The organism is Nocardioides sp. ChNu-99 (assembly GCF_029493445.1).
Lineage (GTDB): Bacteria > Actinomycetota > Actinomycetes > Propionibacteriales > Nocardioidaceae > Nocardioides.
Genome location: NZ_JAHWBL010000023.1, coordinates 1 through 24,639, shown reverse-complemented (window position 1 = coordinate 24,639; position 24,639 = coordinate 1). Strand labels below are relative to the sequence as shown.

General features: G+C 75.6%; 23 protein-coding genes. 18 read left to right on the top strand and 5 right to left on the bottom strand.

Annotation, left to right across the window (positions count from 1 at the left end; genetic code table 11):
* The first annotated feature begins 21 nt into the window (after positions 1-21).
* On the top strand, positions 22-2,001 hold the full coding sequence (locus tag KK617_RS09710) for a VanW family protein (RefSeq protein ID WP_277499785.1): 1,980 nt from the start codon (positions 22-24) through the stop codon (positions 1,999-2,001).
* 23 nt (positions 2,002-2,024) lie between these two features.
* On the opposite strand, the gene KK617_RS09705 is transcribed toward KK617_RS09710, so the two are convergent.
* Positions 2,025-3,029 (bottom strand): GNAT family N-acetyltransferase, encoded by a 1,005-nt coding sequence (locus KK617_RS09705; RefSeq protein WP_277499784.1) that lies wholly within the window; start codon positions 3,027-3,029, stop codon positions 2,025-2,027.
* Between the two features lie 87 nt (positions 3,030-3,116).
* Here KK617_RS09705 and fdxA point away from each other — a divergent pair, with 87 nt between their 5' ends.
* Together fdxA and dapC are read left to right on the top strand one after the other, a co-directional pair.
* A complete protein-coding gene (gene fdxA / locus KK617_RS09700; RefSeq protein WP_277499783.1) occupies positions 3,117-3,440 on the top strand; it encodes a ferredoxin in 324 nt (107 codons plus the stop codon).
* Positions 3,437-4,552: a succinyldiaminopimelate transaminase gene (dapC, locus tag KK617_RS09695; protein ID WP_277499782.1), complete on the top strand. Its 1,116-nt coding sequence runs from the start codon at positions 3,437-3,439 to the stop codon at positions 4,550-4,552. The genes fdxA and dapC overlap by 4 nt, the downstream gene beginning before the upstream one ends.
* Before the next feature lie 46 nt (positions 4,553-4,598).
* On the opposite strand, the gene KK617_RS09690 is transcribed toward dapC, so the two are convergent.
* Together KK617_RS09690 and dapD are read right to left on the bottom strand one after the other, a co-directional pair.
* Positions 4,599-5,591, bottom strand: coding sequence for a hypothetical protein (locus KK617_RS09690; RefSeq protein WP_277499781.1), 993 nt, complete (start codon positions 5,589-5,591; stop codon positions 4,599-4,601).
* A gap of 58 nt (positions 5,592-5,649) precedes the next feature.
* Positions 5,650-6,642 carry a 2,3,4,5-tetrahydropyridine-2,6-dicarboxylate N-succinyltransferase gene (gene dapD / locus KK617_RS09685; protein WP_277499817.1) on the bottom strand — a complete coding sequence of 331 codons (993 nt, stop codon included), beginning with the start codon at positions 6,640-6,642 and terminating at the stop codon, positions 5,650-5,652.
* A 74-nt stretch (positions 6,643-6,716) separates the two neighbouring features.
* On the opposite strand from dapD, the gene KK617_RS09680 reads away from it, so the two are divergent.
* A complete protein-coding gene (locus KK617_RS09680) occupies positions 6,717-7,361 on the top strand; it encodes a hypothetical protein (protein ID WP_277499780.1) in 645 nt (214 codons plus the stop codon).
* Here the strand turns inward: KK617_RS09680 and KK617_RS09675 are convergent.
* Complete coding sequence (locus tag KK617_RS09675; protein ID WP_277499779.1) at positions 7,348-8,619, bottom strand: MFS transporter; 1,272 nt, start codon at positions 8,617-8,619, stop codon at positions 7,348-7,350. The genes KK617_RS09680 and KK617_RS09675 overlap by 14 nt on opposite strands.
* 58 nt (positions 8,620-8,677) lie before the next feature.
* On the opposite strand from KK617_RS09675, the gene KK617_RS09670 reads away from it, so the two are divergent.
* The 11 genes from KK617_RS09670 (at position 8,678) to KK617_RS09620 (ending at position 22,063) form a co-directional block, all read left to right on the top strand.
* Positions 8,678-10,090 carry a lipase family protein gene (locus KK617_RS09670; RefSeq protein ID WP_277499778.1) on the top strand — a complete coding sequence of 471 codons (1,413 nt, stop codon included), beginning with the start codon at positions 8,678-8,680 and terminating at the stop codon, positions 10,088-10,090.
* Between the two features lie 52 nt (positions 10,091-10,142).
* Entirely contained in the window at positions 10,143-11,198 is a 1,056-nt protein-coding gene (locus tag KK617_RS09665) for a patatin-like phospholipase family protein (RefSeq protein WP_277499777.1), read from the top strand.
* A gap of 316 nt (positions 11,199-11,514) precedes the next feature.
* Positions 11,515-14,862: an isoleucine--tRNA ligase gene (gene ileS, locus KK617_RS09660; RefSeq protein WP_277499776.1), complete on the top strand. Its 3,348-nt coding sequence runs from the start codon at positions 11,515-11,517 to the stop codon at positions 14,860-14,862.
* Between the two features lie 109 nt (positions 14,863-14,971).
* The gene (locus tag KK617_RS09655; RefSeq protein WP_277499775.1) at positions 14,972-15,853 is read left to right on the top strand and encodes a siderophore-interacting protein; all 882 of its coding nucleotides are present in this window, start codon (positions 14,972-14,974) and stop codon (positions 15,851-15,853) included.
* A gap of 111 nt (positions 15,854-15,964) precedes the next feature.
* The gene (dapE, locus tag KK617_RS09650; protein ID WP_277499774.1) at positions 15,965-17,071 is read left to right on the top strand and encodes a succinyl-diaminopimelate desuccinylase; all 1,107 of its coding nucleotides are present in this window, start codon (positions 15,965-15,967) and stop codon (positions 17,069-17,071) included.
* A gap of 203 nt (positions 17,072-17,274) precedes the next feature.
* On the top strand, positions 17,275-18,009 hold the full coding sequence (locus KK617_RS09645; RefSeq protein ID WP_277499816.1) for a TIGR00730 family Rossman fold protein: 735 nt from the start codon (positions 17,275-17,277) through the stop codon (positions 18,007-18,009).
* Positions 18,010-18,084: 75 nt separating this feature from the next.
* Positions 18,085-18,384 carry a DivIVA domain-containing protein gene (locus KK617_RS09640; RefSeq protein ID WP_277499815.1) on the top strand — a complete coding sequence of 100 codons (300 nt, stop codon included), beginning with the start codon at positions 18,085-18,087 and terminating at the stop codon, positions 18,382-18,384.
* A gap of 6 nt (positions 18,385-18,390) precedes the next feature.
* Positions 18,391-18,834 (top strand): hypothetical protein, encoded by a 444-nt coding sequence (locus KK617_RS09635; protein WP_277499772.1) that lies wholly within the window; start codon positions 18,391-18,393, stop codon positions 18,832-18,834.
* 377 nt (positions 18,835-19,211) lie between these two features.
* The gene (locus tag KK617_RS09630) at positions 19,212-20,030 is read left to right on the top strand and encodes a M14 family zinc carboxypeptidase (protein WP_277499771.1); all 819 of its coding nucleotides are present in this window, start codon (positions 19,212-19,214) and stop codon (positions 20,028-20,030) included.
* A 161-nt stretch (positions 20,031-20,191) separates the two neighbouring features.
* Entirely contained in the window at positions 20,192-20,359 is a 168-nt protein-coding gene (locus KK617_RS09625; protein WP_277499770.1) for a DUF3117 domain-containing protein, read from the top strand.
* A gap of 15 nt (positions 20,360-20,374) precedes the next feature.
* A complete protein-coding gene (locus tag KK617_RS09620) occupies positions 20,375-22,063 on the top strand; it encodes a leucyl aminopeptidase family protein (protein WP_277499769.1) in 1,689 nt (562 codons plus the stop codon).
* An 81-nt stretch (positions 22,064-22,144) separates the two neighbouring features.
* Here the strand turns inward: KK617_RS09620 and KK617_RS09615 are convergent, their stop codons facing one another.
* The gene (locus KK617_RS09615; protein WP_277499814.1) at positions 22,145-22,783 is read right to left on the bottom strand and encodes an O-methyltransferase; all 639 of its coding nucleotides are present in this window, start codon (positions 22,781-22,783) and stop codon (positions 22,145-22,147) included.
* 272 nt (positions 22,784-23,055) lie between these two features.
* Here KK617_RS09615 and sigE point away from each other — a divergent pair, with 272 nt between their 5' ends.
* The 3 genes from sigE to KK617_RS09600 form a co-directional block, all read left to right on the top strand.
* Positions 23,056-23,748: an RNA polymerase sigma factor SigE gene (gene sigE, locus KK617_RS09610; protein WP_277499768.1), complete on the top strand. Its 693-nt coding sequence runs from the start codon at positions 23,056-23,058 to the stop codon at positions 23,746-23,748.
* A gap of 4 nt (positions 23,749-23,752) precedes the next feature.
* Positions 23,753-24,286: a hypothetical protein gene (locus KK617_RS09605; protein ID WP_277499767.1), complete on the top strand. Its 534-nt coding sequence runs from the start codon at positions 23,753-23,755 to the stop codon at positions 24,284-24,286.
* Positions 24,283-24,639, top strand: a 357-nt coding sequence (locus KK617_RS09600; protein WP_277499766.1) for a hypothetical protein, incomplete at its 3' end; no start/stop codon positions are given. The genes KK617_RS09605 and KK617_RS09600, both read left to right, overlap by 4 nt.

The following is a 24,639-nucleotide window of genomic DNA, read 5'->3' as shown; positions in this document are numbered from 1 at the left end:
CGCCTTCCCTACTATGGCGCGGTGAGCAGTGCTGACGAGTCCGCGCCGGGTGGTGCGGCCGGCCCCCGGACCGGCCGCGACGCCGCGACCCGCCCCGACCCGAAGCGGGAGCGCGCGGACACCGCCGAGCGACCGTTCGTCCCCGGCTTCCCCGACACCCACGACGAGGCCGACGACACCGGCCACGACACCGGTCACACCGGCCCCCTGCCGCCGCGCCGGCGCCGCGGGCGGCGAGTGGCGGCGTACTCGCTGCTCGGGCTCCTCCTCGTGCTCGGCGGCCTCTACGTCGCGGCGTACGTCGTGGCGGGCGACAAGGTCGCCCGGGGCACCACGGTCGCGGGCGTCGACATCGGCGGCCAGCCGCAGGACGAGGCCGCAGCGACCCTCGAGGCGGGCCTCGCGGACCGCGTCGCCCAGCCCCTCGACGTGAGCGTGGCGGGCACGGACGTGACCCGGCAGCTCGACCCGGCGGCCCTCGGTCTCGCCGTGGACCACGAGGCGTCCGTCGCCGACGCGGGCGGGCGCCGCAGCTGGAGCCCCGAGCGGCTCTGGACCTACTTCACCGGCGGCGAGGACCTCCCCGCCGTCGTCGACTCCGACCCGGCCGCCGTCGAGCAGGCGCTCTCCGAGCTGGAGCAGGCCGCGGGACAGCCGGCGGTGGAGGGCGCCGTCGGGTTCGAGGACGGCGCGGTCGTCGTCACCGAGCCCACCCCGGGCCGCGGCTTCGACCGCGAGGCCGCCGCGCAGCGCATCGAGGACGCGTTCGTCGCCGAGGGCGGCGCCACGGAGCTCGAGCTGGCCGACATCAGCCCGACCGTCGACGCGGCCGACGTCGAGGCCGCGCGCGCCGCCTTCGCGGACCCGGCCGTCTCCGCGCCCGTCACCCTCACCTTCGGCGACACCCCCGTCGAGCTCGACCCGGCCGAGTTCTCGCCCGCGCTGCGCATGGAGGCCCGCGACGGCGGGCTGGTCGGCGTCGTCGACGGCGCCGTGCTCAAGGACGCGGTCGACGACCGCGTCGGCGACCCGGGCCGCCCGGTCGACGCCTCCATCGTGCTGCAGGACGGCCGGCCCACCGTCGTGCCCGCGCAGCCGGGCGTCGACTACCTCCCCGAGACCCTCGCGTCGGTCTTCCAGGGCCTCGTCACCGCGCCGGAGGGCAGCCGCGAGGGCGTCGTCGAGGCGACGGCCGCCGAGCCGGAGCTCACCACCGAGGAGGCCGAGGCGCTCGGCGTCACCGAGCTGGTCAGCGAGTTCACGACGTCGTACCCCCACGCGTCCTACCGCAACACCAACATCGGGCGCGCCGCCGAGCTCATCGACGGCACCCTGCTGCTGCCGGGCGAGACGTTCTCGATGAACGACACCGTCGGCGAGCGCACCCGCGAGAACGGGTTCACCGAGGGCTACGTCATCAGCGACGGCATCCTGCGCCAGGACCTGGGCGGCGGCGTCTCGCAGATGGCGACCACGCTGTTCAACGCCATGTTCTTCGCCGGGCTGGAGGACGTCGAGCACAAGCCGCACTCGTTCTACATCGACCGCTACCCGGTGGGCCGCGAGGCCACGGTGGTCTGGGGGGCGCTCGACCTGCGCTTCAAGAACGACACGGAGCACGGCGTGCTCATCGACACCCAGCTCGACGCGAGCTCGCCGGGGTCGCCGGGCTCGATCACGGTGCGGATGTACTCCACCAAGGTGTGGGACATCGAGGAGACCACCTCGGAGCGCCACAACTTCACGCAGCCGAGCACGCGCACGCTGACCACCCCGGACTGCGAGCCGCACACCGGCTACCGCGGCTTCGACGTCGACGTGACCCGCATCTTCAAGCGCCCGGGCTCCGGCGAGGTGGTGCGCGAGGAGGTCTTCAGCACGACCTACACGCCGTCCGACACGGTCGTCTGCCGTGCCCCGCAGCCCGACCCGGCCCCCGCGCCGACGCCGCCGGCCGCCCCGGAGGAGACCATCGCGGACCCGGCGGCCCCGACGGGCTGACCCGGGCCGCGGGCCCCCCGCCCTCAGTCGGGCGGCGCCAGGTACGTCACCGTGTGGTGGGTGACGAAACCCAGCCCCTCGTAGAGCGCGAGGGCGGGCGCGTTCGTGGTCAGCACGTGCAGGGCCAGCGTCGTCGCTCCCAGCGCGGCGAGCTCGTCGACGAGCGCCGCCAGCACCGCGGTGCCGCGCCCCGCGCGCCGGTACGCCGGCTCCACCGCGAGGTCGTGCAGGCCGGCCCAGTCGCCGCGCACCGCCGCGCCGCCCCGCGCGAGCACGACCCGCTCCCCGCCGGGCTCCTCGACCTCCACCGCGGCGTCCAGCACGACCAGGTGCTCGTCGCGGTGGGTCTCGGCGACGGTCAGGTCCGGGTACGGCGACGCCCCGCGGCGGGCGAGCGCGCGCCGTACCTGCGCGAGGGAGGCGAGCTGCAGCGCGACCTGCCACCCGTCCACGTCGACCGGCTCGTGCCAGCCGCCGTCGCGGAACAGCTCCTCCTCCGCCGAGCCCACGACGACCATGGCGAGCGGTCGGCGCTCCCGCGCGGCGTACCAGTCCGCGACGTGCGCCCGTGCGTCGGCGGGGGAGAGGTCGACCGTCCCGGCCGCGAGCACCGAGTTGGTGCGCCGCCGCAGCCGGCCGCCGGTGGGCGACGAGGCCTGGAGGACCCATTCCTCGAGCCGCTCGCGCTCGGTGCCGGGCCACAGCAGCCGCATCCGCGCCTCGGCGGCCCCGGCGTCCACCCGCAGGCGCGGGCTCGGGCGGGGCGGCACCGGCTTGCCGGAGACGATGAGGTCGTGCGGCACCTCGACGCGCGTGCCGTCCGCGCGGCGCACCACGAGTGACGGAGACCACTGCTCGGCCACGCCGAGCACGTCGGTGAAGCTCGGGCCGCCGGTGGGACCCACCTGACCTGGGACGACGCGTCGCACGACCACGCGGGTGCCGACCACGTGCGGACCCAGACCGTGCGCCCCGAGGTCGTGCGCCGCGGGGGTGCCCGCATGCTGGGGTTCGTCGGGAGGCGTCACCGTGCGGATACTAGGGTGGGCCGGTGCGCGCGAGCGCACCCCCCGATCGCGAACGACCCGCCCTGCCCGTCTCAGGAGGACCTCAAGATGACCTACGTCGTCGCCCAGCCGTGTGTGGACGTCATGGACCGCGCGTGCGTCGACGAATGCCCGGTCGACTGCATCTACGAGGGCAAGCGGATGCTCTACATCCACCCCGACGAGTGCGTCGACTGCGGTGCGTGCGAGCCGGTCTGCCCCGTCGAGGCGATCTACTACGAGGACGACACGCCGGAGGAGTGGAAGGACTACTACGCGGCGAACGTCAACTTCTTCGACGACCTCGGCTCGCCCGGCGGTGCCGCGAAGATGGGCGCCATCGACGCCGACCACCCCTTCGTCGCCGCCCTGCCGCCCCAGAACCAGGAGTGACCCCGACGGGCCGGCGGCCGGTCTCGAGCCGGCTGCCCGACTTCCCCTGGGACGGGCTGGCGTCGTACGCCGCCACGGCGCGCGCGCACCCCGACGGGGTCGTGGACCTCTCGATCGGCACGCCGGTCGACCCGACGCCCGCCGTGGTGCGGGACGCCCTGGCCGCCGCCTCCGACGCGCCGGGCTACCCGACGACCATCGGCACGCCGCGGCTGCGCCAGGCGGTCGTCGACTGGCTGGCCCGCCGCTTCGGCGTGACCGGCCTCGGTCTCGACGGCGTCCTGCCCAGCGTGGGCTCCAAGGAGCTCATCGGTGCGCTGCCCGTGCACCTCGGGCTCGGCCCCGACGACCTCGTCGTCATCCCCGAGCTCGCCTACCCGACGTACGAGGTGGGGGCGGCGCTCGCCGGCGCCCGGGTGCTCGCGGCGGACTCGCTCACGGCCATCGGCCCCGAGCGCCCCGCGCTGCTGTGGCTCAACTCGCCGTCGAACCCCACGGGCCGCGTGCTGCCGCCCGAGCACCTGCGCAAGGTCGTGGAGTGGTGCCGCGAGCGCGGCACGCTGCTGGTCTCCGACGAGTGCTACCTCGAGTGCGCCTGGGACGCGGAGCGCCCGCCCACCTCGGTGCTGCACCCCGACGTGTGCGGCGGCAGCCACGAGGGCCTGCTGAGCGTGCACTCGCTGTCGAAGCGCTCCAACCTCGCCGGCTACCGCTCCGCGTTCGTCGCCGGCGACCCGGCCGTCGTGGCCGAGCTGCTCGCCGTGCGCAAGAACCTCGGCCTCATCGTGCCCGCGCCCGTCCAGGCCGCGACGGCCGCCGCCCTCGACGACGACCAGCACGTGGCGGAGCAGCACAGCCGGTACGCCGCGCGCCGCGCCGAGCTGCGAGGGGCGCTGGAGCGCGCCGGGTTCCGCATCGACCACTCCGAGGCGTCGCTCTACCTGTGGGCGACCCGCGGCGAGGACTGCTGGGCCACCGTCGGGTGGCTCGCCGAGCGCGGGATCCTCGTGGCCCCCGGCTCGTTCTACGGCGCCGCGGGCGCGCAGCACGTGCGGGTGGGCTTCACCGCCACCGACGAGCGCATCGCCGCCGCCGCCGCGCGCCTGGCCTGAGCGCCCCGCCGGTCCCTGCCTGCGCCCCGCCGGCCTGGGGCAGCGGTCAGCTGCCGAACACGTCGACGTGCACGTGGTCGCGGTGCTCCAGGATCGCCGCGGTGTCCTCGTCGACGCCGGACGTGTCCACGTCGTAGGGGCGCCAGCCCTGCCCGGAGCGCCGCGCCGTCCAGATCATGTCGTCGTAGATGACGGTGGCGACGTCGAGCCGCTCGGCGTGGGCCACGAGGTACTGCGCCACCGACCAGCCCAGCCGCTGCGTCTCCTCGGTGACCGGTCGCGTGAAGACGTCGAGGGCGCGGCCGTCGTAGTGCGCCGAGCCCTCCGAGTGCCCCGTGCTCACCCCGCCGGGCGCGAACCCGCCGAGGGAGAGCTCGCCGTACGCCGCCGCCAGCTCGGTGCGCACCGTCGCCGCCCGCGCCGTCAGGCCGGACGCGTCGAGCTCGTCGCCGGCCTCGGTGCGCACGTCGGTGTCGACGCGGCAGGTGAGGGCCGCCCCGGTCCACCCGGTGAGCGCGGAGGCGAGCACCCGCGCGTCGGCCTCGTGGTCGGCGTACGCCTCGGGGAAGCCCGAGCGCTGCACGGCCTGGGCGGCCTCGGTGACGGGCAGGTCGGCGTACCCCGGCACCTCGACGAGTGCGTCGTAGAACGCGTTCGTGGCGTAGGAGGGGTCCGTCAGCTGCTCCTCGGTGCCCCAGCCCTGGGAGGGCCGCTGCTGGAACAGGCCGACGGAGTCGCGGTCGCCGTAGTCGATGTTGCGGATCTTCGACTCCTGGTACGCCGTGGCGAGCGCGATCGTCGCGGCCCGCGCGGGCAGGCCGCGACGCACGGCGGTGGCCACGATGAGCGCCGCGTGCTCCGCCTGCTCGACGTCGAGCTCGACCTCGGCGGTCTCCCCGTCGACGTCGAGGGTCGCGACGCACCCCTGCGCGCCGGGCAGGAAGCCCTCGACGCTGCGGTAGACCCAGCGCCCGGTGAGGGCGACGACGCCGACGACGAGGGCCACGACGACGGCGCCGACGAGCAGCCGGCGGCTCACCCGCCCGGTCCTGCCGGAGCCACCAGCGGCCCCGTCCGCGCCGTCGATGCCCGCACCCTCAGTCGTTGGCGTGCAGCGCGGCGTTGAGGGACACGCCCTCGCTGCGCCACGGCACGGCCTCGAGCGCGCCGGAGACGGAGTTGCGGCGGAACAGCACGTTGGAGGCGCCCGAGAGCTCGGCGGCCTTGACGACGCGGGGCTCCGCGCCCGGCTCGATGACGGCGACCTTGGAGCCGGCGGTGACGTAGCAGCCCGCCTCGACGACGCAGTCGTCGCCCAGCGAGATGCCGAGCCCGGAGTTGGCGCCCAGCAGGCAGCGGCGGCCGATCGAGATGACCTGCTTCCCGCCGCCCGAGAGCGTGCCCATGATCGAGGCGCCGCCGCCCACGTCGGACCCGTCGTCCACGACGACCCCGGCCGAGATGCGGCCCTCGACCATCGAGGCGCCGAGCGTGCCGGCGTTGAAGTTCACGAAGCCCTCGTGCATCACCGTGGTGCCGGACGCGAGGTGCGCGCCGAGGCGGACGCGGTCGGCGTCGGCGATGCGCACGCCGGAGGGCACGACGTAGTCCGTCATGCGGGGGAACTTGTCGATCCCGTAGACGCTCACGTGGGTGCCCGCGGCCCGCAGCCGCGCGCGGGTGAGCTCGAAGCCCTCGACGGCGCAGGGGCCGGCCGAGGTCCACACCACGTTGGCGAGCAGGCCGAACTGGCCCTCGAGCGAGATCGAGTGCGGCACGACGAGGCGGGCCGACAGCAGGTGGAGCCGCAGCCACACGTCCTCCGTCGAGGTCGGCGGCGCCTGCAGGTCGGCGATCTCGACGCGGCGCACCTCCCGCACCACGCCCCGCAGCTCGTCGACGCCGGCCAGGGCGTCGAGGTCCGCGCCGGCCACGGCGTCGGGGGCGTCGGCCGCGGGCGCCTCGCCCAGCGCGGGGGCCGGGAACCAGACGTCGAGCACCGTGCCGTCGGGGGCGGTGGTCGCGAGCCCCACGCCCCAGGCGGAGGTCGGCGGGGTCGGCGGGGTCGGCCCGGAGGTCGAGGTCGGCACGTCGGCGGCGTTGGCTGCGGTCACGTGGACCCATGCTACGGAACCGCGCCGACCGTCCGGCTACCGTCGGGGGCATGCACCCCGAATCCCGAGCGCGCCGCGAGGCGCTGCGGCTGGTACGACGCGGTGCGGCCGCGTCCCTCGTCGGAGGGCTCGCCTGGGCCGGGTGGGAGGCCGCCCGGGCGGCGGTGCCCGTCGACCTCGTGGGCGACCCGCGCGCCTGGGTGCGCGACCGCCTCGGCCGCGGCGCCGCGGACGAGACCCCCGAGCCCGGCGAGCTGGAGTGGGTGGAGCGCCCGCTCGACGCCGACGTGCGCGCCCTGACCGACGCGCTGCTGTCGCAGACCGAGGACTACGGCGCGCTCGCGCTGCGGGCCCAGCTGCTGCGCGCCGTCACGACCGACGCGGAGCGCGGCGAGCACGAGGCCGTCGACTTCGCGACGTTCGAGGTGGCCGGGGACGTGCCGCTGGCCGTGCCCGCCGACGCCGAGTTCCCCGTCCACGCCCGCTTCGTGGGCGACGACGGTGAGCCTCTGGTGGTGGGGCTGCGCGTCGACGAGGGCCGGCTGGCCTACATCCGCGTGCGCACCGTCGAGCCCGGTGACCCGTTCGCCGGCCCGGTGCTGCCGCGCTGGCCCTCGCCGGACGAGGTGACGTTCTGGATCGACACGATGCGCGGCCCCCAGCCCGTGGTGCGCGCCGGCCTCAGCGGGGACTGACCGCGACGCGGTAGCGCACGAACGCGGGCACCGCGAGGGCGGCGACGACGACGCCCACCACGGTGAGGATCCCGCCGCCGGCCGCGGCGACCGAGGCCCCGACGACCGCCGCCGCCCCGCCGTGCGCGACGTCGGCCAGGCGGGGGCCGCCGGCGACGATCACGAGGAAGACGCCCTGCAGGCGGCCGCGCACCTCGTCGGTCCCGGCCGTGAGCAGCATCGACTGGCGCAGTGCCGAGCTCGCCATGTCGGCGCCGCCGCCGATCGACAGCGCCAGCACGGCCACGACCAGCCAGGTCCCGGCCGACCCGTCCGCCAGCCCCGCGGCGAGGCCGAACGCGGTCACGGCCAGGCCCCAGACGACGATGCAGACGACGACGCCCAGGCCCTGGCGCTCCACCCGCGAGACCCACCCCGAGAACACGCCGCCGACCACCGCGCCGGCCGGGATGGCGGCGAAGAGCAGCGCGAACGCGATGCCGCCGCCGTCCGGGCCGCCGAAGTCGAGGTGCGCGATCTCGGGGAAGAGCGCTCGGGGCATCCCGAAGAGCATCGCGACGACGTCCACGACGAAGCTCATGAGCAGCACCGGCTGCGTCCGCAGGTAGACGAGGCCGTCGACCACCGAGCGCAGGCCCGGCGTGCCGACGGCGCCGACGACGGGCAGCGGCGGCAGCGCCAGCACGGCGTACAGCGTCGCGAGCAGGCACACGGCGTCGGCCAGGTAGAGCCACGCGAAGCCGGTGAAGGGGATGAGCACGCCGGCCACCAGCGGCCCCGCGATGGCCCCGGCCTGCATGACGGTCGTGTTGAGCGCCGACGCCGCGGCGAGCAGCGGGGTGTCGACGAGCGCGGGCAGGATCGCGGTCCGCGTCGGCTGGTTGACCGCGAAGAAGGCCTGCTGCACCGAGAACAGCCCCAGCAGCACCCACACGTCCTGCGACCCCAGCGCCGCCTGCACCCAGAAGAGCACGCTCGTCGCGACGAGCCCGAGGGTGGTGACCACGAGCAGGAGGCGGCGGTCGACGTGGTCGGCGAGGGCGCCGCCCCACAGGCCGAACGCGACGAGCGGCACGAGCCCGAAGACGCCGGTCAGCCCGACGTACGCCGAGGAGCCCGTCATCGCGTAGATCTGCGCCGGCACGGCCACCACGGTGAGCTGGGCCCCGACGACGGTGACGATGTTGGCCAGCCAGAGACGCCGGAAGGCCGGCACCGCCAGCGGGCGGGTGTCGGCGAGGAGACCGCGGAGCTGCACGACGCGTCACGCTACGCCCGGGCGCCGAGCCGGTCGTCGTGGGGAGCAGGATGGCCCCGTGATCCGTCGGACCGCCGTCGTCGTCGGCCTCGCCGCCCTCGTCCTCCTCGCCCTGGCGTGGCCCACCACGACCCTGCGCGTGCTCCCGTGGCTGCTCGCCGTGGCGCTCGTCGTGGGCGGCGGGTTCGTCGCCCTGCGGACCGGGGTGCACGACGTCGTACGACGCGTCCGCGGCGACCAGGCGGACACCGGCCGCGGCCGCACGCGCCGGTCCGAGCGCGACCGGCGCCGCGTGCCCACCTGGTTGCTCGTCGGGGCGGCCGCGGTGCCGGTGCTGCTCCTCGTCGCCACGGTGGTGGTGCACGTCGGCTCCCGGCCCACCCTCGACGCCTTCTACGCCGCCCCGGACGACGACGAGGTGCCCGCGGAGGCCGGCCGCCTGGTGCGCCAGGAGCCCTTCACCACCGACGTGCCCGACGGCGCCGAGGGGTGGCGGATCCTCTACACGACGCGCGACGCGGCGGGGGAGCCGGCGCTGGCCAGCGCCACCGTGGTCGCCCCGACCGGGCGCCCCGAGGCCCTGCCGGCGGTGGCGGTCGGGCACGGCACGACCGGCGTCGCCCGGCCGTGCGCTCCGTCGGCGTCGAGCGACCCGTTCGCCGGCGCGAAGGCCGCGCTGGCCGAGGTGGTCGCGGCGGGTGCCGTCGCCGTCACCACCGACTACGTGGGCCTGGGGGCGCCGGGCCGCCACGCCTACCTCGACGGCCCGGCGGCCGGGGCGAACGTGCTCGACGCCGTGCGCGCCGCCGGCGAGCTGCGGGCGCTCGCGCCCACCACCGTCGTGTGGGGGCACTCCCAGGGCGGGCACGCCGCGCTGTGGGCGGGGCGGCTCGCCCCGTCGTACGCCCCCGAGGTCGGGGTCGCCGGCGTCGCGGCGCTCGCGCCGGCCACCGACCTGACCGCGCTCGTGCGGGACCTCTCCGGCCCGGGCGGGGACCGCGTGCTCAACGCCTACCTCGCGGTGACCTGGGACGAGACCTACGACCTGGGGCTGCGCGACGACGAGGGCTGGCTCGCCGCCCACCTCGCCGACCGGGTGGCCTCGCGCTGCCTCGTGGGCCGCGACGCCGTCGCCGCGTGGGCCGCGGCGAGCCAGCTGCGCGGTCCCGCCCTGGGCGAGGACGACCTGGACCGCGCCGACGTCGCGGACCGGCTCGTGGCCAACACCCCGACCGTGCCCGACGTGCCGGTCCTCGTCGCCCAGGGCGCCGCGGACGTCGTCGTGCGCGCCGACCTGCAGCGCCGGTGGATCGCTCAGCGGTGCGCGGCGGGGGAGACGCCCCGCTACGTCGAGTACGACGGGCTCGACCACGGCTCGCTCGTCGCCGACTCCTCCCCGCTGACCGCCGAGCTGGTGGCGTGGACGCGTGCCCGCCTCGCCGGGGAGCCGGCGACCGACCCGACCTGCTGAGGCGCCGGCCGCCCCCGCGCGGCCCGCGCCGGCCGTCGGTAGCCTCGGCGCCATGTCCGCCCCGTCGCCCGTCCGCGTCGCCCTCGCGCTCGGCAGCGGGGGCGCCCGGGGGTACGCCCACCTCGGCGCCATCCACGAGATCCGCGCCCGGGGCGGGGAGATCGTCACCATCGCCGGCACTTCCATGGGGGCGCTCGTGGGCGGCCTGGCCGCCGCCGGCCGCGACGACGACTTCCTCGCCTGGGCCGCGGGGCTGCGCCAGCGCGACGTGCTGCGCCTCATGGACTTCAAGCTGTCCGCGCCCGGCGCGGTGGCCGCCGACCGGCTGCTGGGGGCGATCGGCGAGCTCTTCGACGGCACCGACATCGAGGACCTCCCCGTGCCCTTCACCGCGGTGGCGACCGACCTCGGCTCGCGGCGCGAGGTCTGGTTCCAGCGCGGCCCGCTCCTGCCGGCGGTCCGGGCGTCGATCGCCATCCCGGGGCTGTTCACGCCGGTGATGATCAACGGGCGGCTCCTGGTCGACGGCGGCCTGCTCAACCCCGTGCCCGTCGACCCGACGACGGCGGTTCCGGCCGACCTCACGGTCGCGGTCTCGCTGCTGGGTCGACGCGCCCGCGCGGACCGGCAGGCGCCCGCCCAGGAGTCGGCGGCCCCGCAGCGGTTGGAGGAGTGGCGCGACCGCCTGCGCCGCACGATCGCCAGCGTCACCGGCCGCGAGCCGGACGCCGACGAGCTGCACGAGGGGCGCCACGGGCGGCACCACGACGCCCCGACGCCCGCCGAGCAGGCCCCCGTGCTGGCGGGCGACGGCGGCGGGGGCCTGCAGCCCGCCACGGCCGCCGAACCGGTCACGGGCGGCACCGACCCGCTGCCGAAGGACCTGCGCCTCACCGACGTCACCGCGCAGTCGTTCGAGGCGATGCAGGGCCTCGTGCACCGCTACCGCCAGGCGGCGTTCCCCGCCGACGTGACGGTCGACGTGCCCGTCGACGCCTGCCGCACCCTCGACTTCCACCGGGCGACCGAGATGGTCGAGCTCGGCCGCCGGCTGACCGCGGCGGCGCTCGACGCCGCGGGCGTCCTGCCCCCGGCCCCGACCGGCTGACCCCGGCCGGCCCCGGCCGACGCCCCGGCTGGCCCGGGATCGGATTCGCGGGGCCCCGCGCCGCGGCGTACCATCCCGCGCAGAGGCGTCCGAGCCGTCATCAGCGGCGAGCCTCCGGAAGAACGGCGGTCCGCACGACCGCTCAGTAGAACCGGACGGGTGGGCCCGTCACAGCCCCCGACGAAGCGGTCGCGCCGTCCCGGGACACCGGGGTGGGGCGGCAAGCGAGGTGGTACCGCGGCATCCGTCGTCCTCGTGGCCAGACAGTTCCGGCAGCCCTGCCGGCGCCCGAGCGACGTACCAGGAGAGCAGCGCGATGGCCTACCCCCGGGTCTCCACGAGCGGTCTCGACCGCATCCCGACCTCCCCCCGCTTCCCCGACATCGAGAAGCAGGTGCTCGCCTACTGGGAGGGCGACGGCACGTTCGCGGCCAGCATCGCGGCGCGCGACGCGGGCGCCGACGGCAGCAACGAGTACGTGTTCTACGACGGTCCGCCGTTCGCCAACGGGCTGCCGCACTACGGCCACCTGCTGACGGGCTACGTGAAGGACATCGTGCCGCGCTACCAGACGATGCGCGGCAAGCGCGTCGAGCGCCGCTTCGGCTGGGACACCCACGGCCTGCCCGCGGAGCTCGAGGCGATGCGCCTGAACGGCATCAAGACCACCGACGAGATCCTCGAGCTGGGCATCGAGCAGTTCAACGACGCCTGCCGCGCCTCGGTGCTGAAGTACACCGGCGAGTGGCAGGACTACGTCACGCGCCAAGCGCGCTGGGTCGACTTCGAGAACGACTACCGCACGCTCAACCCCGACTACATGGAGTCGGTCATCTGGGCGTTCAAGACGCTCCACGACAAGGGCCTGGTCTACGAGGGCTTCCGCGTCCTGCCCTACTGCTGGAACGACGAGACGCCGCTGTCCAACCACGAGCTGCGGATGGACGACGACGTCTACCAGGTGCGGCAGGACCCGGCCGTCACGGTCGGCGTCCGCATCCACGGCGACGGCCCCGACGGGGGCGACGACCCCCTGGCCGGTGTGCTCGCGCTGGTGTGGACGACGACGCCGTGGACCCTGCCGTCGAACCTCGCGGTGATGGTGGGCGAGGACATCGACTACGTCGTCGTCGAGTCCTCCTCCACCGGTACGCCGGAGCGCTACCTGCTGGCGGAGGCGCGGCTCGCGTCGTACGCGCGGGAGCTGAAGGACGAGGGGAGCGACGCGATCGAGGACCAGGTGGTCGCGCGGTACACGGGCGCCGAGGTCGCGGGGCGGCACTACACCCCGCCGTTCTCCTACTACCTGGGCCACGAGAACGCGTTCCGCATCGTCACCGCGGAGTTCGTCACCACCACCGACGGCACGGGCCTGGTGCACACCGCCGGCGCCTTCGGCGAGGACGACAAGGTCGTCACCGACCGGGAGGGCATCGAGGCGGTCATGCCGGTCGGCAAGGACGGCCGCTTCACCGCGCCCGTGACCGAGTACGCCGGCGTCCAGGTCTTCGACGCCAACCCGCTCGTCATCGAGCACCTCAAGAACGCGACGTACGCCCTCGACCACGTCGCGGGCCGCGACGCCGCCGACCTGGGGGCGGTCACGTTCGGCACGGTGCTGCTGCGCCGCGAGACCTACGACCACTCCTACCCGCACTGCTGGCGCTGCCGGAAGCCGCTCATCTACAAGGGCGTCTCGTCGTGGTTCGTCGAGGTGACGGCCATCAAGGACCGGATGCTCGAGCTGAACCAGCAGATCCGCTGGGTGCCCGAGCACATCCAGGACGGCCAGTTCGGCAAGTGGCTGGAGAACGCCCGCGACTGGTCGATCACCCGCAACCGCTTCTGGGGCTCCCCGGTGCCGGTGTGGAAGAGCGACGACCCGGCCTACCCGCGCCTCGACGTCTACGGCTCCTTCGCCGAGATCGAGCGGGACTTCGGCCGCCTGCCGCGCAACGCCGCCGGCGAGCCCGACCTGCACCGCCCGTTCGTCGACGACCTGACCCGGCCGAACCCCGACGACCCGCGCCCCGAGGGCGAGCGCTCCACGATGCGGCGCGTCACCGACGTGCTCGACGTGTGGTTCGACTCGGGCTCGATGAGCTTCGCGCAGGTGCACTACCCGTTCGAGAACGCCGACTGGTTCGACGGGGCGGCGGGCCTGCAGGGCCACTTCCCGGCCGACTTCATCGTGGAGTACATCGGGCAGACCCGCGGCTGGTTCTACACGCTGCACGTCCTGGCCACGGCGCTGTTCGACAAGCCCGCGTTCTCGACCTGCATCAGCCACGGCATCGTGCTGGGCAGCGACGGCAACAAGATGAGCAAGTCCCTGCGCAACTACCCCGACGTCTCGGAGGTCTTCGACCGGGACGGCGCCGACGCGATGCGCTGGTTCCTCATGGCCAGCCCGATCCTGCGCGGCGGCAACCTCGTGGTGACCGAGCAGGGCATCCGCGACTCGGTGCGCCAGGTGATGATCCCGCTGTGGAACAGCTGGTACTTCTTCAGCCTCTACGCCAACGCCGAGGGGTACACCGCGCAGCGGCGCACCGACTCGACCGACCCGCTGGACCGCTACGTGCTCGCCAAGCTGCGCCAGTACGTCGCGGCGATGACGACCCAGCTGGACGACCTCGCGATCGCCGACGCGTGCGAGACGACCCGCGGGTTCCTCGACGTGCTGACGAACTGGTACATCCGGCGCAGCCGTGAGCGCTTCTGGGCCAGCGACGGCGACGCGTCGACGGCGGCGTTCGACACCCTCTTCACCGTGCTCGAGACGGTCTGCCGGGTGACGGCGCCGCTGCTGCCGCTGACGACGGAGGAGGTCTGGCGCGGCCTGACCGGCGAGCGCTCCGTGCACCTCGCCGACTGGCCGGACGTCGAGGAGCTGCCCGGCGACGACGCGCTGGTGGCCGCGATGGACCTCGTGCGCGAGGTCTGCTCGGCGGGCTCCGCGCTGCGCAAGGGCGCGAAGCTGCGCAACCGGCTGCCGCTGGCGTCCCTGACCGTCGTGGTCGACGACCCCGCCGGCCTCGAGGCCGTGCTGCCCGGGTTCGCCGCCCTCGTGGCGGACGAGCTCAACCTCAAGGCGGTGCGGCTCGTGCCCGCCGACGCCGAGGAGGCGTCGTCGTACGGCGTCGCGCAGCGCCTGACCGTCAACGCCCGCGCCGCTGGCCCGCGGCTGGGCAAGGACGTGCAGCGCGCGATCAAGGGCGCGAAGTCGGGCGACTGGTCGGTGGCCGAGGACGGCACCGTCACCGCCGGCGGGCTCGCGCTCGTCGACGGCGAGTTCACGCTCGAGACGGTCGCGCAGGCCGGCGAGGGCGAGGCCATCGGCGTGCTGCCGGGCGGCGGGTTCGTCGTGCTCGACACCACCGTGACGCCCGAGCTCGCGGCCGAGGGCCTGGCCCGCGACGTCGTGCGGGCGGTGCAGCAGGCGCGCAAGGACGCCGGGCTCGACGTCTCCGACCGCATCGCGCTCGTGCTCACGGGGCCCGACGAGGCGGCCGCGGCGCTGCGCACGTGGGAGGCGCTGGTGGCGGGGGAGACCCTCGCGACGTCGTACGCCGTGGGCGGCGACGCCCCGGCCGGCGCCAGCACCACCGAGGCGACCGTCGGCGACGGTGTCGTCGTGACCGTCGCGCTGGCGAAGGCCTGACGGGGCCACGGGTTTCCCCGCTGAGGCGGGGAGACCTGTGGTCTGCGCGCGATGCCTGGGTCGTAGACCACCGGGATTCCGCGCACAGTCCGGGGTTAGGCTTGCCTAAGTGCGCACCGGACGGTGCGTGTCGCCGTACGCGTCCCGAGGAGTCGTCCTGCCCAGCGCCACCCTGCTCACCGTCACCGGCTCCGCGCCGCTGGGCGAGCACCTCGTCCGTGTCCGCTTCTCGGGAGACCTGGCGGCGTTCGCCGACAGCACCGCGACCGATCGCTACGTGAAGCTGGTGTTCCCGCGGCCGGGGGTGACCTACCCGGAGCCGTTCGACCTGCGGGAGATGCGGGCCACGGTGGCGCCGGAGGACCAGCCGGTCGTGCGGACCTACACGGTGCGCGAGCTCGACGTCGCCGCCGGCACGCTGGCCATCGACTTCGTGGTGCACGGCGACGAGGGGGTCGCGGGCCCGTGGGCGGCGAGCGTCGCCGTCGGCACGCGGCTGTGGGTCAACGGCCCGGGCGGGGCGTACGCGCCCGACCCGACCGCCGACTTCCACCTCCTCGTCGCCGACGAGTCGGCGCTGCCCGCCCTGGCGGCTGCGGTCGAGGCGCTGCCCGCCGACGCCCGCGGTCTCGCCCTCGTCGAGGTGGCGGGCCCCGGCGACGAGCTGCCGCTGCCCGTCCCCGCGGGCGTCGAGCTGCGTTGGCTCCACCGCGGTACGGCGGCCCACGAGGCCCCCGCGTACCTCACCGGCGCCGGGTCCCCGCTCGCCGTCGCGGTCGCCGAGCTCGACGCGGGCGCCTGGCCCGAGGGTCGCGTGCAGGCGTTCGTGCACGGCGAGGCCGAGGCGGTCATGCACCACGTCCGCCCCGTGCTGCGCCGCCGCGGCGTGGGGAAGCGCGACCTGTCCGTCTCGGGCTACTGGCGGCGCGGCCGCACCGAGGAGGGCTTCCGCACCTGGAAGGCCGAGCTGGCGCGCGCCGAGGGCGCCTGAGGGCCGGTTTAACACCCGACCCACCGCTTCCGGTGGGAAGTTCGGCACCGGAAGTGGCGGGTTCCCCGGTGCCCCGGGGAACCCGCCACCCCGCCTGGTTGGATGACCCCCATGCCCACCCCGCCCCCCGCACCCCGCCTCGACCTGGGCGCCGACGTGGTCACGCTGACGGCGCAGCTGGTCGACATCGAGTCCGTCAGCCGCGACGAGGGCGCGATCGCCGACGCGGTCGAGCAGGCCCTGACGGGGCTGCCGCACCTCACGCTGACCCGGCGCGGCCACACGGTCGTCGCGCGCACCGACCTGGGGCGCGCCGAGCGGGTGGTCATCGCGGGCCACCTCGACACGGTGCCGGTCAACGACAACCTGCCGCACCGCCGCGAGCAGACCCCCGACGGCGAGCTGCTCCACGGTCTCGGCACGTGCGACATGAAGGGCGGCGACGCCGTCATCCTCAAGCTCGCCGCCGAGCTGGCGGCGCCGAACCGCGACGTCACCTACATCCTCTACGAGGCCGAGGAGATCGAGGCCGAGCACAACGGGCTGCGCAAGCTCGCCGCCTCCGACCCCGACCTGCTGACCGCCGACTTCGCGATCCTCATGGAGCCCTCCAACGCCGCCGTCGAGGCCGGCTGCCAGGGCACGCTGCGCGTCGAGGTCCGCACCCGCGGCGAGCGCGCCCACTCCGCCCGCTCGTGGCGCGGGGTCAACGCGATCCACGCGGCCGGCGAGGTGCTGGCCCGGCTCGCGGCGTACGAGCCCCGGCGCCCCGTCATCGACGGCCTGGAGTACCACGAGGGCCTCAACGCCGTCTTCGTCTCCGGCGGCGTCGCGGGCAACGTGGTGCCCGACGAGTGCGTCGTCACCGTCAACCACCGCTTCGCACCCGACCGCAGCGAGGCCGAGGCGCTGGCGCACGTCGAGGAGGTCTTCTCCGGGTACGACGTGACGCTCACCGACTCCGCCCCCGGCGCGCTCCCGGGCCTCGGGGTGCCGGCGGCGGCGGCGTTCGTCGCGGCGGTCGGGGGGGAGGTCGCGCCCAAGTTCGGCTGGACCGACGTCGCGCGCTTCACCGCGCTCGGCATCCCCGCGGTCAACTTCGGCCCGGGCGACCCGATGTTCGCCCACAAGCAGGACGAGTTCGTGCCGGCGGCCGACGTCGTGCACTGCGAGCGGGCCCTGCGCACCTGGCTGGGCGAGGACGGGGGAGCGGCGTGAACGACCACGAGCACGACGACCGGCAGGACCACCAGCAGGACGACGGGCACGGCCGGCCGGCGCCGGCCGGCGAGCTCACCGGGTCCACCGACCCGGCCGAGCCGGATGCCTCGGGCGGGCAGCGCGAGCCGATGCCCACCGGTCCTGACCGGGTGCCGACGGCGGCCGTCCCGCTGCGTGAGCGCATCAAGCGCCGCGGCCCCATGCTCCTGCGCCGCGGCCAGGTCGACCTGACGACCACCGACCAGCGCCTGCTCGACTCCACGGGTGAGGCCGACTGGGTGCACACCGACCCGTGGCGCGTGATGCGCATCCAGGCCGAGTTCGTCGAGGGTTTCGGGGCGCTCGCGGAGCTCGGGCCGGCCATCGGCGTCTTCGGCTCGGCGCGCACCCCCACCGACCACCCGCACTACGCGCAGGGCGAGGAGGTCGGGCGGCTGCTCGTCGAGGCCGGGTACGCCGTCATCACCGGCGGCGGGCCCGGCGCCATGGAGGCCGCCAACAAGGGCGCGTCCGAGGCGGGCGGCGTCAGCGTCGGCCTCGGCATCGAGCTGCCCTTCGAGACCGGGCTCAACGCGTGGGTCGACAAGGGCATCAACTTCCGCTACTTCTTCGCCCGCAAGACGATGTTCGTGAAGTACTCCAGCGGCTTCGTCGTGCTCCCCGGCGGCGTCGGCACGCTGGACGAGCTGTTCGAGGCGCTCACGCTCATCCAGACCCAGAAGGTCACGGAGTTCCCCGTCGTGCTGCTGGGTACGGCGTACTGGCGGGGGCTCATCGACTGGATGCGCGACGTCGTGCTCGCCGACGGCAAGATCCGCGCCAGCGACCTCGACCAGCTGCACCTCACGGACGACCCCGCGGAGGCGGTGCGGATCGTGGTCGACCGTCTCGAGGGCGGCTCCTCCTCGCGACCGGCCGGCTCCTACCCTGAGTGAGCCGCACGCCGCAGCCGTGCAGACGGCCGCGCGTGCGGGCGGACCGCAGACGAGACCAGGAGGTGGACCCCGGTGATGTGGGTCTTCGCGGTGCTCGCCGTCGCCGCCATGGTGGGCGCGGCCGCGGTGGCGGCGGGCCACGGCACCCCGCTCGCCCCGGAGCACGGCGACCGCCCCGACAGCGGGCTGCCCGCTCAGGGACCGCTGACCGCCGACGACCTGCGGCGGGTGCGCTTCCCCCTCGTGGTGCGCGGCTACCGGCCGGCCGACGTCGACGCGCTCCTCGCCCGCCTGGCCGCCGAGCGCGACGGGCTGGACCTGTACCGGCCGGCCGCCCCCGCGGATGACGACGACCCGCCGCGTGCGGCACACTGAGCCGCCGTGCCCGTTCCCGATCCGCTGGCCGTCCACCTGCTCACGGCGTTCGCCGTCGCGGTGGTGCTGCTGACCCGTCGCGTCCTCGGACGGAGGTCCGCGGGCACCCGACAGGGCCCGCGCCACGGCCACGGGGTCTCCCCGTGGCTCCTCGACGTGCACACGGGCGCGGGGCTCGCCGGCGGCCTGCTGTGGGTGGTGTTCCTCCTCGTCGACCAGGACGGCGCGACGTGGCACTCGCTGCTCGGCGTGGTGGGCCTGGGCCTGTGGTGGATCACCGGCTGGGCCGGCCTCCTGCTGCTGGGCCGCTGGCTGCCCAGTCGCGGTCGCCACTCCGACGCCCGCGACCGCGGCTGGTTCGTCGGCCTCGGCCTCGCGCTGCTGGGCCACCTCGGCGTCGCCGCGTCGGCCGTCGTCTTCACGCTGGCCTACCTCTCCGGGTCGGTCTGAGGCGGGTGCCGCCCCGGCGGTGACGCCCGTCGGGTGGTCGCCCAACCCGCTCGAGCCCGACCGGCCCGCCTGTGCGGAGGTCTGCTGAGCAGACGTCGAGCAGCAGACCTCCGCGCAGGCGCGGCGCCGTGCCCATCCGCAGCCCGCACCCGGTACGCCGACCCCGCGCGCCGCCGTACCGGCCCGGAACTTGCCCCGAGACGACACTTGACCACGCAACCCGCCACTTCCGGGTGAAAGTTTCGTGTGTGAAGTGGCGGGTTCCCCGGTGCACCGGGGAACCCGCCACCCGACCCCGCGCGGCAGCGGGCCGGAAGCCGGGCGCGGCCGCGTCGCGGACCCTCCCCGGCGCGCGTGACCTGTGACACGATGCGCCGGTGACGTCGTCGCCGCGCAGCACACGGTCCCCGTTCCTCCTCGCCGCGGTCGTCGCCGCGCTGTGCGCGGTGCTCCTCGCCGGTACGCCGGCCACCCAGGCGGCGCCGCGCGCCACGGCCGGTCCCGCCGCCGTCGCCCCGCAGGCGGCGGCCGCGCAGCAGTTCGCGTCGTGGACCTACGGGACCTCCGTCCAGGGGCGGCCGCTCGTGGCCCACCGCATGGGCAACTGGGACGCCGAGTTCACCGCCGTGGTGGTCATCGGGATGCACGGCAACGAGCGCGGTGTCGGCCCCATCTACCCGGGCCTGCGCGACCTCGCCGCGGCGGGTCGCTTCAGCGCGGTCAACCTGTGGGTCGTCCCGTCGTACAACCCCGACGGTCTGCTGCGCCGGGACCGCCAGAACGCCCGCGGGGTCGACCTCAACCGCAACTTCGACAACGACTGGCGCCGTCTGACGGGCAACTACTACTCGGGCCCGCGCCCCGTCTCCGAGCCGGAGACGGTCGGTGCCGTGCGGTTGCTGAGCCGCATCCAGCCCGACGTCATCCTCAGCTTCCACCAGCCGCTGAACGGCGTGGACCTCGACACCAAGTTCCCCAGCTTCGCCCGCGCCACCGCCGAGACGCTCGACCTGCCCGGCAAGCGCTTCACCTGCGGCGGCGTCTGCCACGGCACGATGACGGGCTGGTTCAACAACAACTACCCGGGCGTCGCGCTCACCGTGGAGTACGGCACGAACCCCGACGCGACCTACATGCGCACCCACGCCTCGCGCCGCATCGCGGCCCTGCTGCAGCGCTCCGCCGGCGCCGCCTGAGCGCCCCACCCCGGTCGGCGCGCCGCACGAACCCGGGACGACCTGTGAGGTCTTCCGGGGATTCGCGCGCGGATGGGGGATAATGGTCGGCGGCCCACCCACCGGCCGCTCCGTCGCCGACGCGCCGACGGTTCGATCCACCAAGAGAAAGAGGTGCACGGATGGCGGCGATGAAGCCGCGGACCGGTGACGGTCCGCTCGAGGTCACCAAGGAAGGTCGCGGCATCGTCATGCGCGTGCCCCTCGAGGGCGGTGGCCGGCTCGTCGTCGAGCTCAACGCCGTCGAGGCGGGCGAGCTCGGTGACGCCCTCAAGGCCGTCGTCGCCTGACACGTGCCTCCCGCCGTGCCCTCCCCCCTGACCGGACTCCCGCTCGACGGACTGCCGTCCCAGCCCGAGCCGCCCACCGTCCTCGTGGCGGCGGCGCTGGCCGACGCCTGGGACGACGCGCCCGCCGACGGGCCGACCGAGCACGACGCCCCGCGGACCGGCACGACGATCGTCGTGCCGGTCCTGCGCGGCGAGCCGGGGGAGAGCACGGCCTCGGGTGACGCCGACGGTGACGCCGAGGGTGACGCCGACGCGGCGACCGACGACGACGCCGCCGGCCCGGTCGTCGGTCCCGGCGGCCCCGAGGTCGCCGACCGCTGGTCGCTGGACCTGCTGGCCCAGCTCGACGCCCACGGCGCCACCGGCGCCGCCGGCGAGATCACCCGGGTGCCCCTGCTCGACCCGTCCGACGAGGACGCCGTCCCGCGCCTGCTGCTGCTCGTCGGCATCGGAGCCGGATCGCCCGCCGATCTGCGCCGCGCCGGCGCCGCGGTCGCCCGGGCCTGCCGTGGCCGCGACCGGGTCGTCTCGACGGTGGCGGCCGCGACCGACGACGACCATGCCGTCGCCGCGCACGTCGCCGGGCTGACGCTCGGCTCCTTCTCCTTCACCTGGGGCGCCTCCGCGCCCACGTCGACCCCCGTCGGCACCGTCGTGCTCGCGGGGCTGCCCGACGCGCTGGTGCCCGTGGTCGACCGGGCCGCGGCCGTGGCGCGCGCCGCGTGGCTGGCCCGCCTGCTCGCGACGGTGCCCTCGAACGTGAAGTCCCCGGCCTGGCTGGCCGCGCAGGCCCGCGGCCTCGCCGAGGCCCAGGGCCTGGAGGTCGAGGTCGTCGAGGGCCCCGAGCTGGAGCGCCGCGGGTTCGGTGGCATCGCCGCCGTCGGCCGCGCCTCGGCCACCCCACCCTGCCTGGTGCGGCTCGACTACGTGCCGGCCGGCACGTCGCGGGCCGCCGCCCGCCGCCTGCCCCGCGTCGTGCTCGTGGGCAAGGGCATCACGTTCGACTCCGGCGGTCTCTCCCTCAAGCCGGCCGAGGGCATGCGCACGATGAAGCGCGACATGACCGGCGGCGGCGTCGTCATCGCGACCCTGGCCGCCCTCGCCGCGGTCGACTGCCCCGTGCGCGTCACCGGTCTCGTGGCGGCGGCGGAGAACGCGGTCGGCGGCGACGCCCTGCGCCCCGGCGACGTGCTGCGCCACTACGGCGGGCGCACCACCGAGGTCACCAACACCGACGCCGAGGGCCGCCTCGTGCTGGCCGACGCCCTCGCCTACGCGGTCGACGAGCTCGACCCGGCGATCCTGGTGGACATCGCCACCCTGACCGGCGCCGGCAAGGTCGCGCTCGGCCAGCGAACGGGCGGGCTGTTCGCGACCTCCGACGCGCTCGCCGAGGGCCTGCTCGCCACGGGACGCGCGGTCGGGGAGCCCCTGTGGCGCCTGCCGCTCGCCGACGTCTACGAGGAGAAGCTGGCCTCGACCGTCGCCGACGCCGACAACGCCCCCGGCGGACCCGGCGCCATCACGGCCGCGCTGTTCCTGCGCCACTTCACGGGCGGCCGGCCGTGGGCCCACCTCGACATCGCGTCCGTCGGCGACGCCGCGGGCGACGCCCACGAGTGGACGGCCGGCCCGACCGGCTTCGGGGCCCGGCTGCTGCTCGACTGGCTGGCCGGCCTCGACCCCGCCGCGCTGCCCCGCTGAGGGCCCGCTGACGGCAGGGCCGAGGACGGGGCCGTCGACGGGGCTGCGGGCAGGGCGGTGCGCCGCGACGTACGGCGGGGGTCAGCCGACCTTCTTGGCGGCCAGCAGGCCGTCGCCCACGGGCAGGAGCACGGGCACCAGCTCCTCGGACGCGGCGACCTCCCGGCCGAGCTCGCGCACGGCGACGGTCGTCTCGTCCCGCTTGGCCGGGTCGGCGACCCGGTCGTGCCACAGCGCGTTGTCGAAGACCACCACGCCACCGGGACGCAGCAGCCGGAGCGCGGCGACGAGGTACGCCGAGTACTCCAGCTTGTCGCCGTCGCACAGCACGAGGTCGTAGTGACCGTCGGTGAGGCGGGGGAGCACGTCGAGCGCCGCGCCGGGGATGGCGCGGACCCGCTGGCTGGGGATGCCGGCCTCGGCGAACGTCTCGCGAGCCAGGCGCTGGTGCTCGGCCTCGACGTCGACGCTGGTGAGCACGCCGTCGGCGCGCATGCCGCGCAGCAGCCAGAGGCCCGAGACGCCGGTGCCCGTGCCGATCTCGACGACCGCGCGGGCGTCGAGCACGGCCGCGAGGAAGCGCAGGGCGGCGCCGGCCCCGGGGGACACCGGCGCGACGCCGACCTCCTCGGCCCGGGCGCGCGCAGCGGCCAGCACGTCGTCCTCGACGACGAACTCCTCCGAGTAGGTCCAGCTCGCAGCGGTGATCGGGGTGGTGATGACGGCCTCCTGGGTGCGTGTGGCGCGTCGAACTCTAGTGGGCGCGCGGCCCCGCGGGGCCCACGCCGTGCCGGGCACGGGGGACCGTCTCGACCCGCGTGCCCCGACCGGCCGGAACGGGGTACCGGGTGCCGGGACCCGGAGGGGGCCGCCCCACGCCCGTCGCGGCGGGAACAGGAGGGACCCCTCACAGGTTCCTCTCAGTACGACCGCCTATTTTCGTCTTCCGTCGCCAGGTGGGGTCGGGACGGTCGGACAACCAGGAGGATGCCGTGAACGAGGTGGACCACGACGGTCCCGGTCGCCCCGGTGGGGCGCCCACGTGGGACGAGGTCGTCGACCGGCACTCCGACCGCGTCTTCCGGCTGGCCTACCGCCTGACGGGCAACCGTCACGACGCGGAGGACCTCACGCAGGAGGTGTTCGTGCGCGTGTTCCGCAGCATCGACTCGTTCACCGAGTCGGGCCCCGGCTCGTTCGAGGGCTGGCTGCACCGCATCACGACCAACCTGTTCCTCGACCAGGCCCGGCGCCGCCAGCGCCTGCGCTTCGACCAGCTCTCCTCCGAGCGCGCCGAGTCCCTCGCCTCCGCCGTCCCCGGTCCGGCCACCTCCGTCGGCGACCGCACCTTCGACGACGACGTGGAGCACGCGCTCGCCCAGCTCACCCCCGACTTCCGCGTCGCCGTCGTGCTGTGCGACATCGAGGGGATGTCGTACGACGAGATCGCCGACATCCTCGGCGTCAAGCTCGGCACGGTGCGCTCGCGCATCCACCGCGGCCGCGCCCAGCTGCGCCAGGCGCTGGCGCACCGCGCGCCGTCCGCGGGCCGCACCCGGTACGCCGGCCCCGGCACCGGTCCGCTGCCCGTGGTCCGCGGGGCCGCCGAGGCCGCGCGCCGCGTCACCGGCACCGCCGCGGAGGGCCTGGTCGCCCGCCGCGTCGTCCCGGCCGGGCCGCGGTGAGGTCATGACCCTCCTCGGACACCTCGGGACGAAGGTCAGCGACCTCCTCGACGAGCGGCTCGACGAGCGCGCCAGCGCGAGCGCCTGGGCGCACGTCGCCGACTGCCCCTCCTGCCAGCAGCAGGTCGAGACGGAGGCCTGGGTCAAGCGCACCCTGTCGACGCTGGCCACGGCCGCCCCCGACTGCGTCTCCGACTCCCTCAAGGGTCGCCTGAGCGCCGACCGCCTCGTGGCGTCGTACGCCGCCGCGCCCGAGTGGACGAACCCGCCCGCGCCCGACGACGACCGTCGCCACCGGTGGACCGTGGCCGCGATCGGCGGTGGCGCCGTGGGCGCCGCGATGCTGGGGATCGTGGCCCTCGGGGTCTCCCCGCAGCCGCCCGCCGCCGAGCGCCGCCCGCCGACCGCGAACCTGCTGCAGGTGACCGATGCGCTGCGGGCCCGCACCGCCGGACCGGCGCGGGTCACCGGGACCGGCGCCCCGGTGGCGGACGTGACGACGTCTCCCCAGCCCGACGAGGACGGTGCCACCCCGTGAGCGACCCCCGCGATCCCTTCCGCGACGACCCCCGGGACGGCGCGGACGACGTCGAGCACACCCGCCCCCTGGCCCACGGCGCCGGCGGGGGCGAGGGGACGGGCGACGGGACGGGCGACGCCCACCGGGCCTCCCCGCCGTACCAGCACGACCAGCACGCCGGGTACCCCGCCCCCGGGCAGCAGACCGGCACCCTCCCCGCGCGCCCCGGTCGGCACGACGGCACCCAGGACGGGCCCCAGGACGGGCCCCAGGACGGGTACGCCGCGTTCGGCGCCCCGCTCGCCGCGCCCGGTGAGGACCGCGCGGCCCGCCGACGGGCCGAGCGCGAGCGCCGGCGTGCGGACCGCGCC

Bases quoted from the DNA above. Each gene is read 5' to 3' on its own strand.
- KK617_RS09640 (WP_277499815.1), top strand. From the start codon at position 18,085: ATGTGGGTCTTCGCGGTGCTCGCCGTCGCCGCCATGGTGGGCGCGGCC.
- KK617_RS09665 (WP_277499777.1), top strand. From the start codon at position 10,143: ATGTCCGCCCCGTCGCCCGTCCGCGTCGCCCTCGCGCTCGGCAGCGGG.
- KK617_RS09645 (WP_277499816.1), top strand. From the start codon at position 17,275: ATGCTCCTGCGCCGCGGCCAGGTCGACCTGACGACCACCGACCAGCGC.
- KK617_RS09605 (WP_277499767.1), top strand. From the start codon at position 23,753: ATGACCCTCCTCGGACACCTCGGGACGAAGGTCAGCGACCTCCTCGAC.
- ileS (WP_277499776.1), top strand. From the start codon at position 11,515: ATGGCCTACCCCCGGGTCTCCACGAGCGGTCTCGACCGCATCCCGACC.
- fdxA (WP_277499783.1), top strand. From the start codon at position 3,117: ATGACCTACGTCGTCGCCCAGCCGTGTGTGGACGTCATGGACCGCGCG.
- KK617_RS09625 (WP_277499770.1), top strand. From the start codon at position 20,192: ATGGCGGCGATGAAGCCGCGGACCGGTGACGGTCCGCTCGAGGTCACC.
- KK617_RS09680 (WP_277499780.1), top strand. From the start codon at position 6,717: ATGCACCCCGAATCCCGAGCGCGCCGCGAGGCGCTGCGGCTGGTACGA.
- dapE (WP_277499774.1), top strand. From the start codon at position 15,965: ATGCCCACCCCGCCCCCCGCACCCCGCCTCGACCTGGGCGCCGACGTG.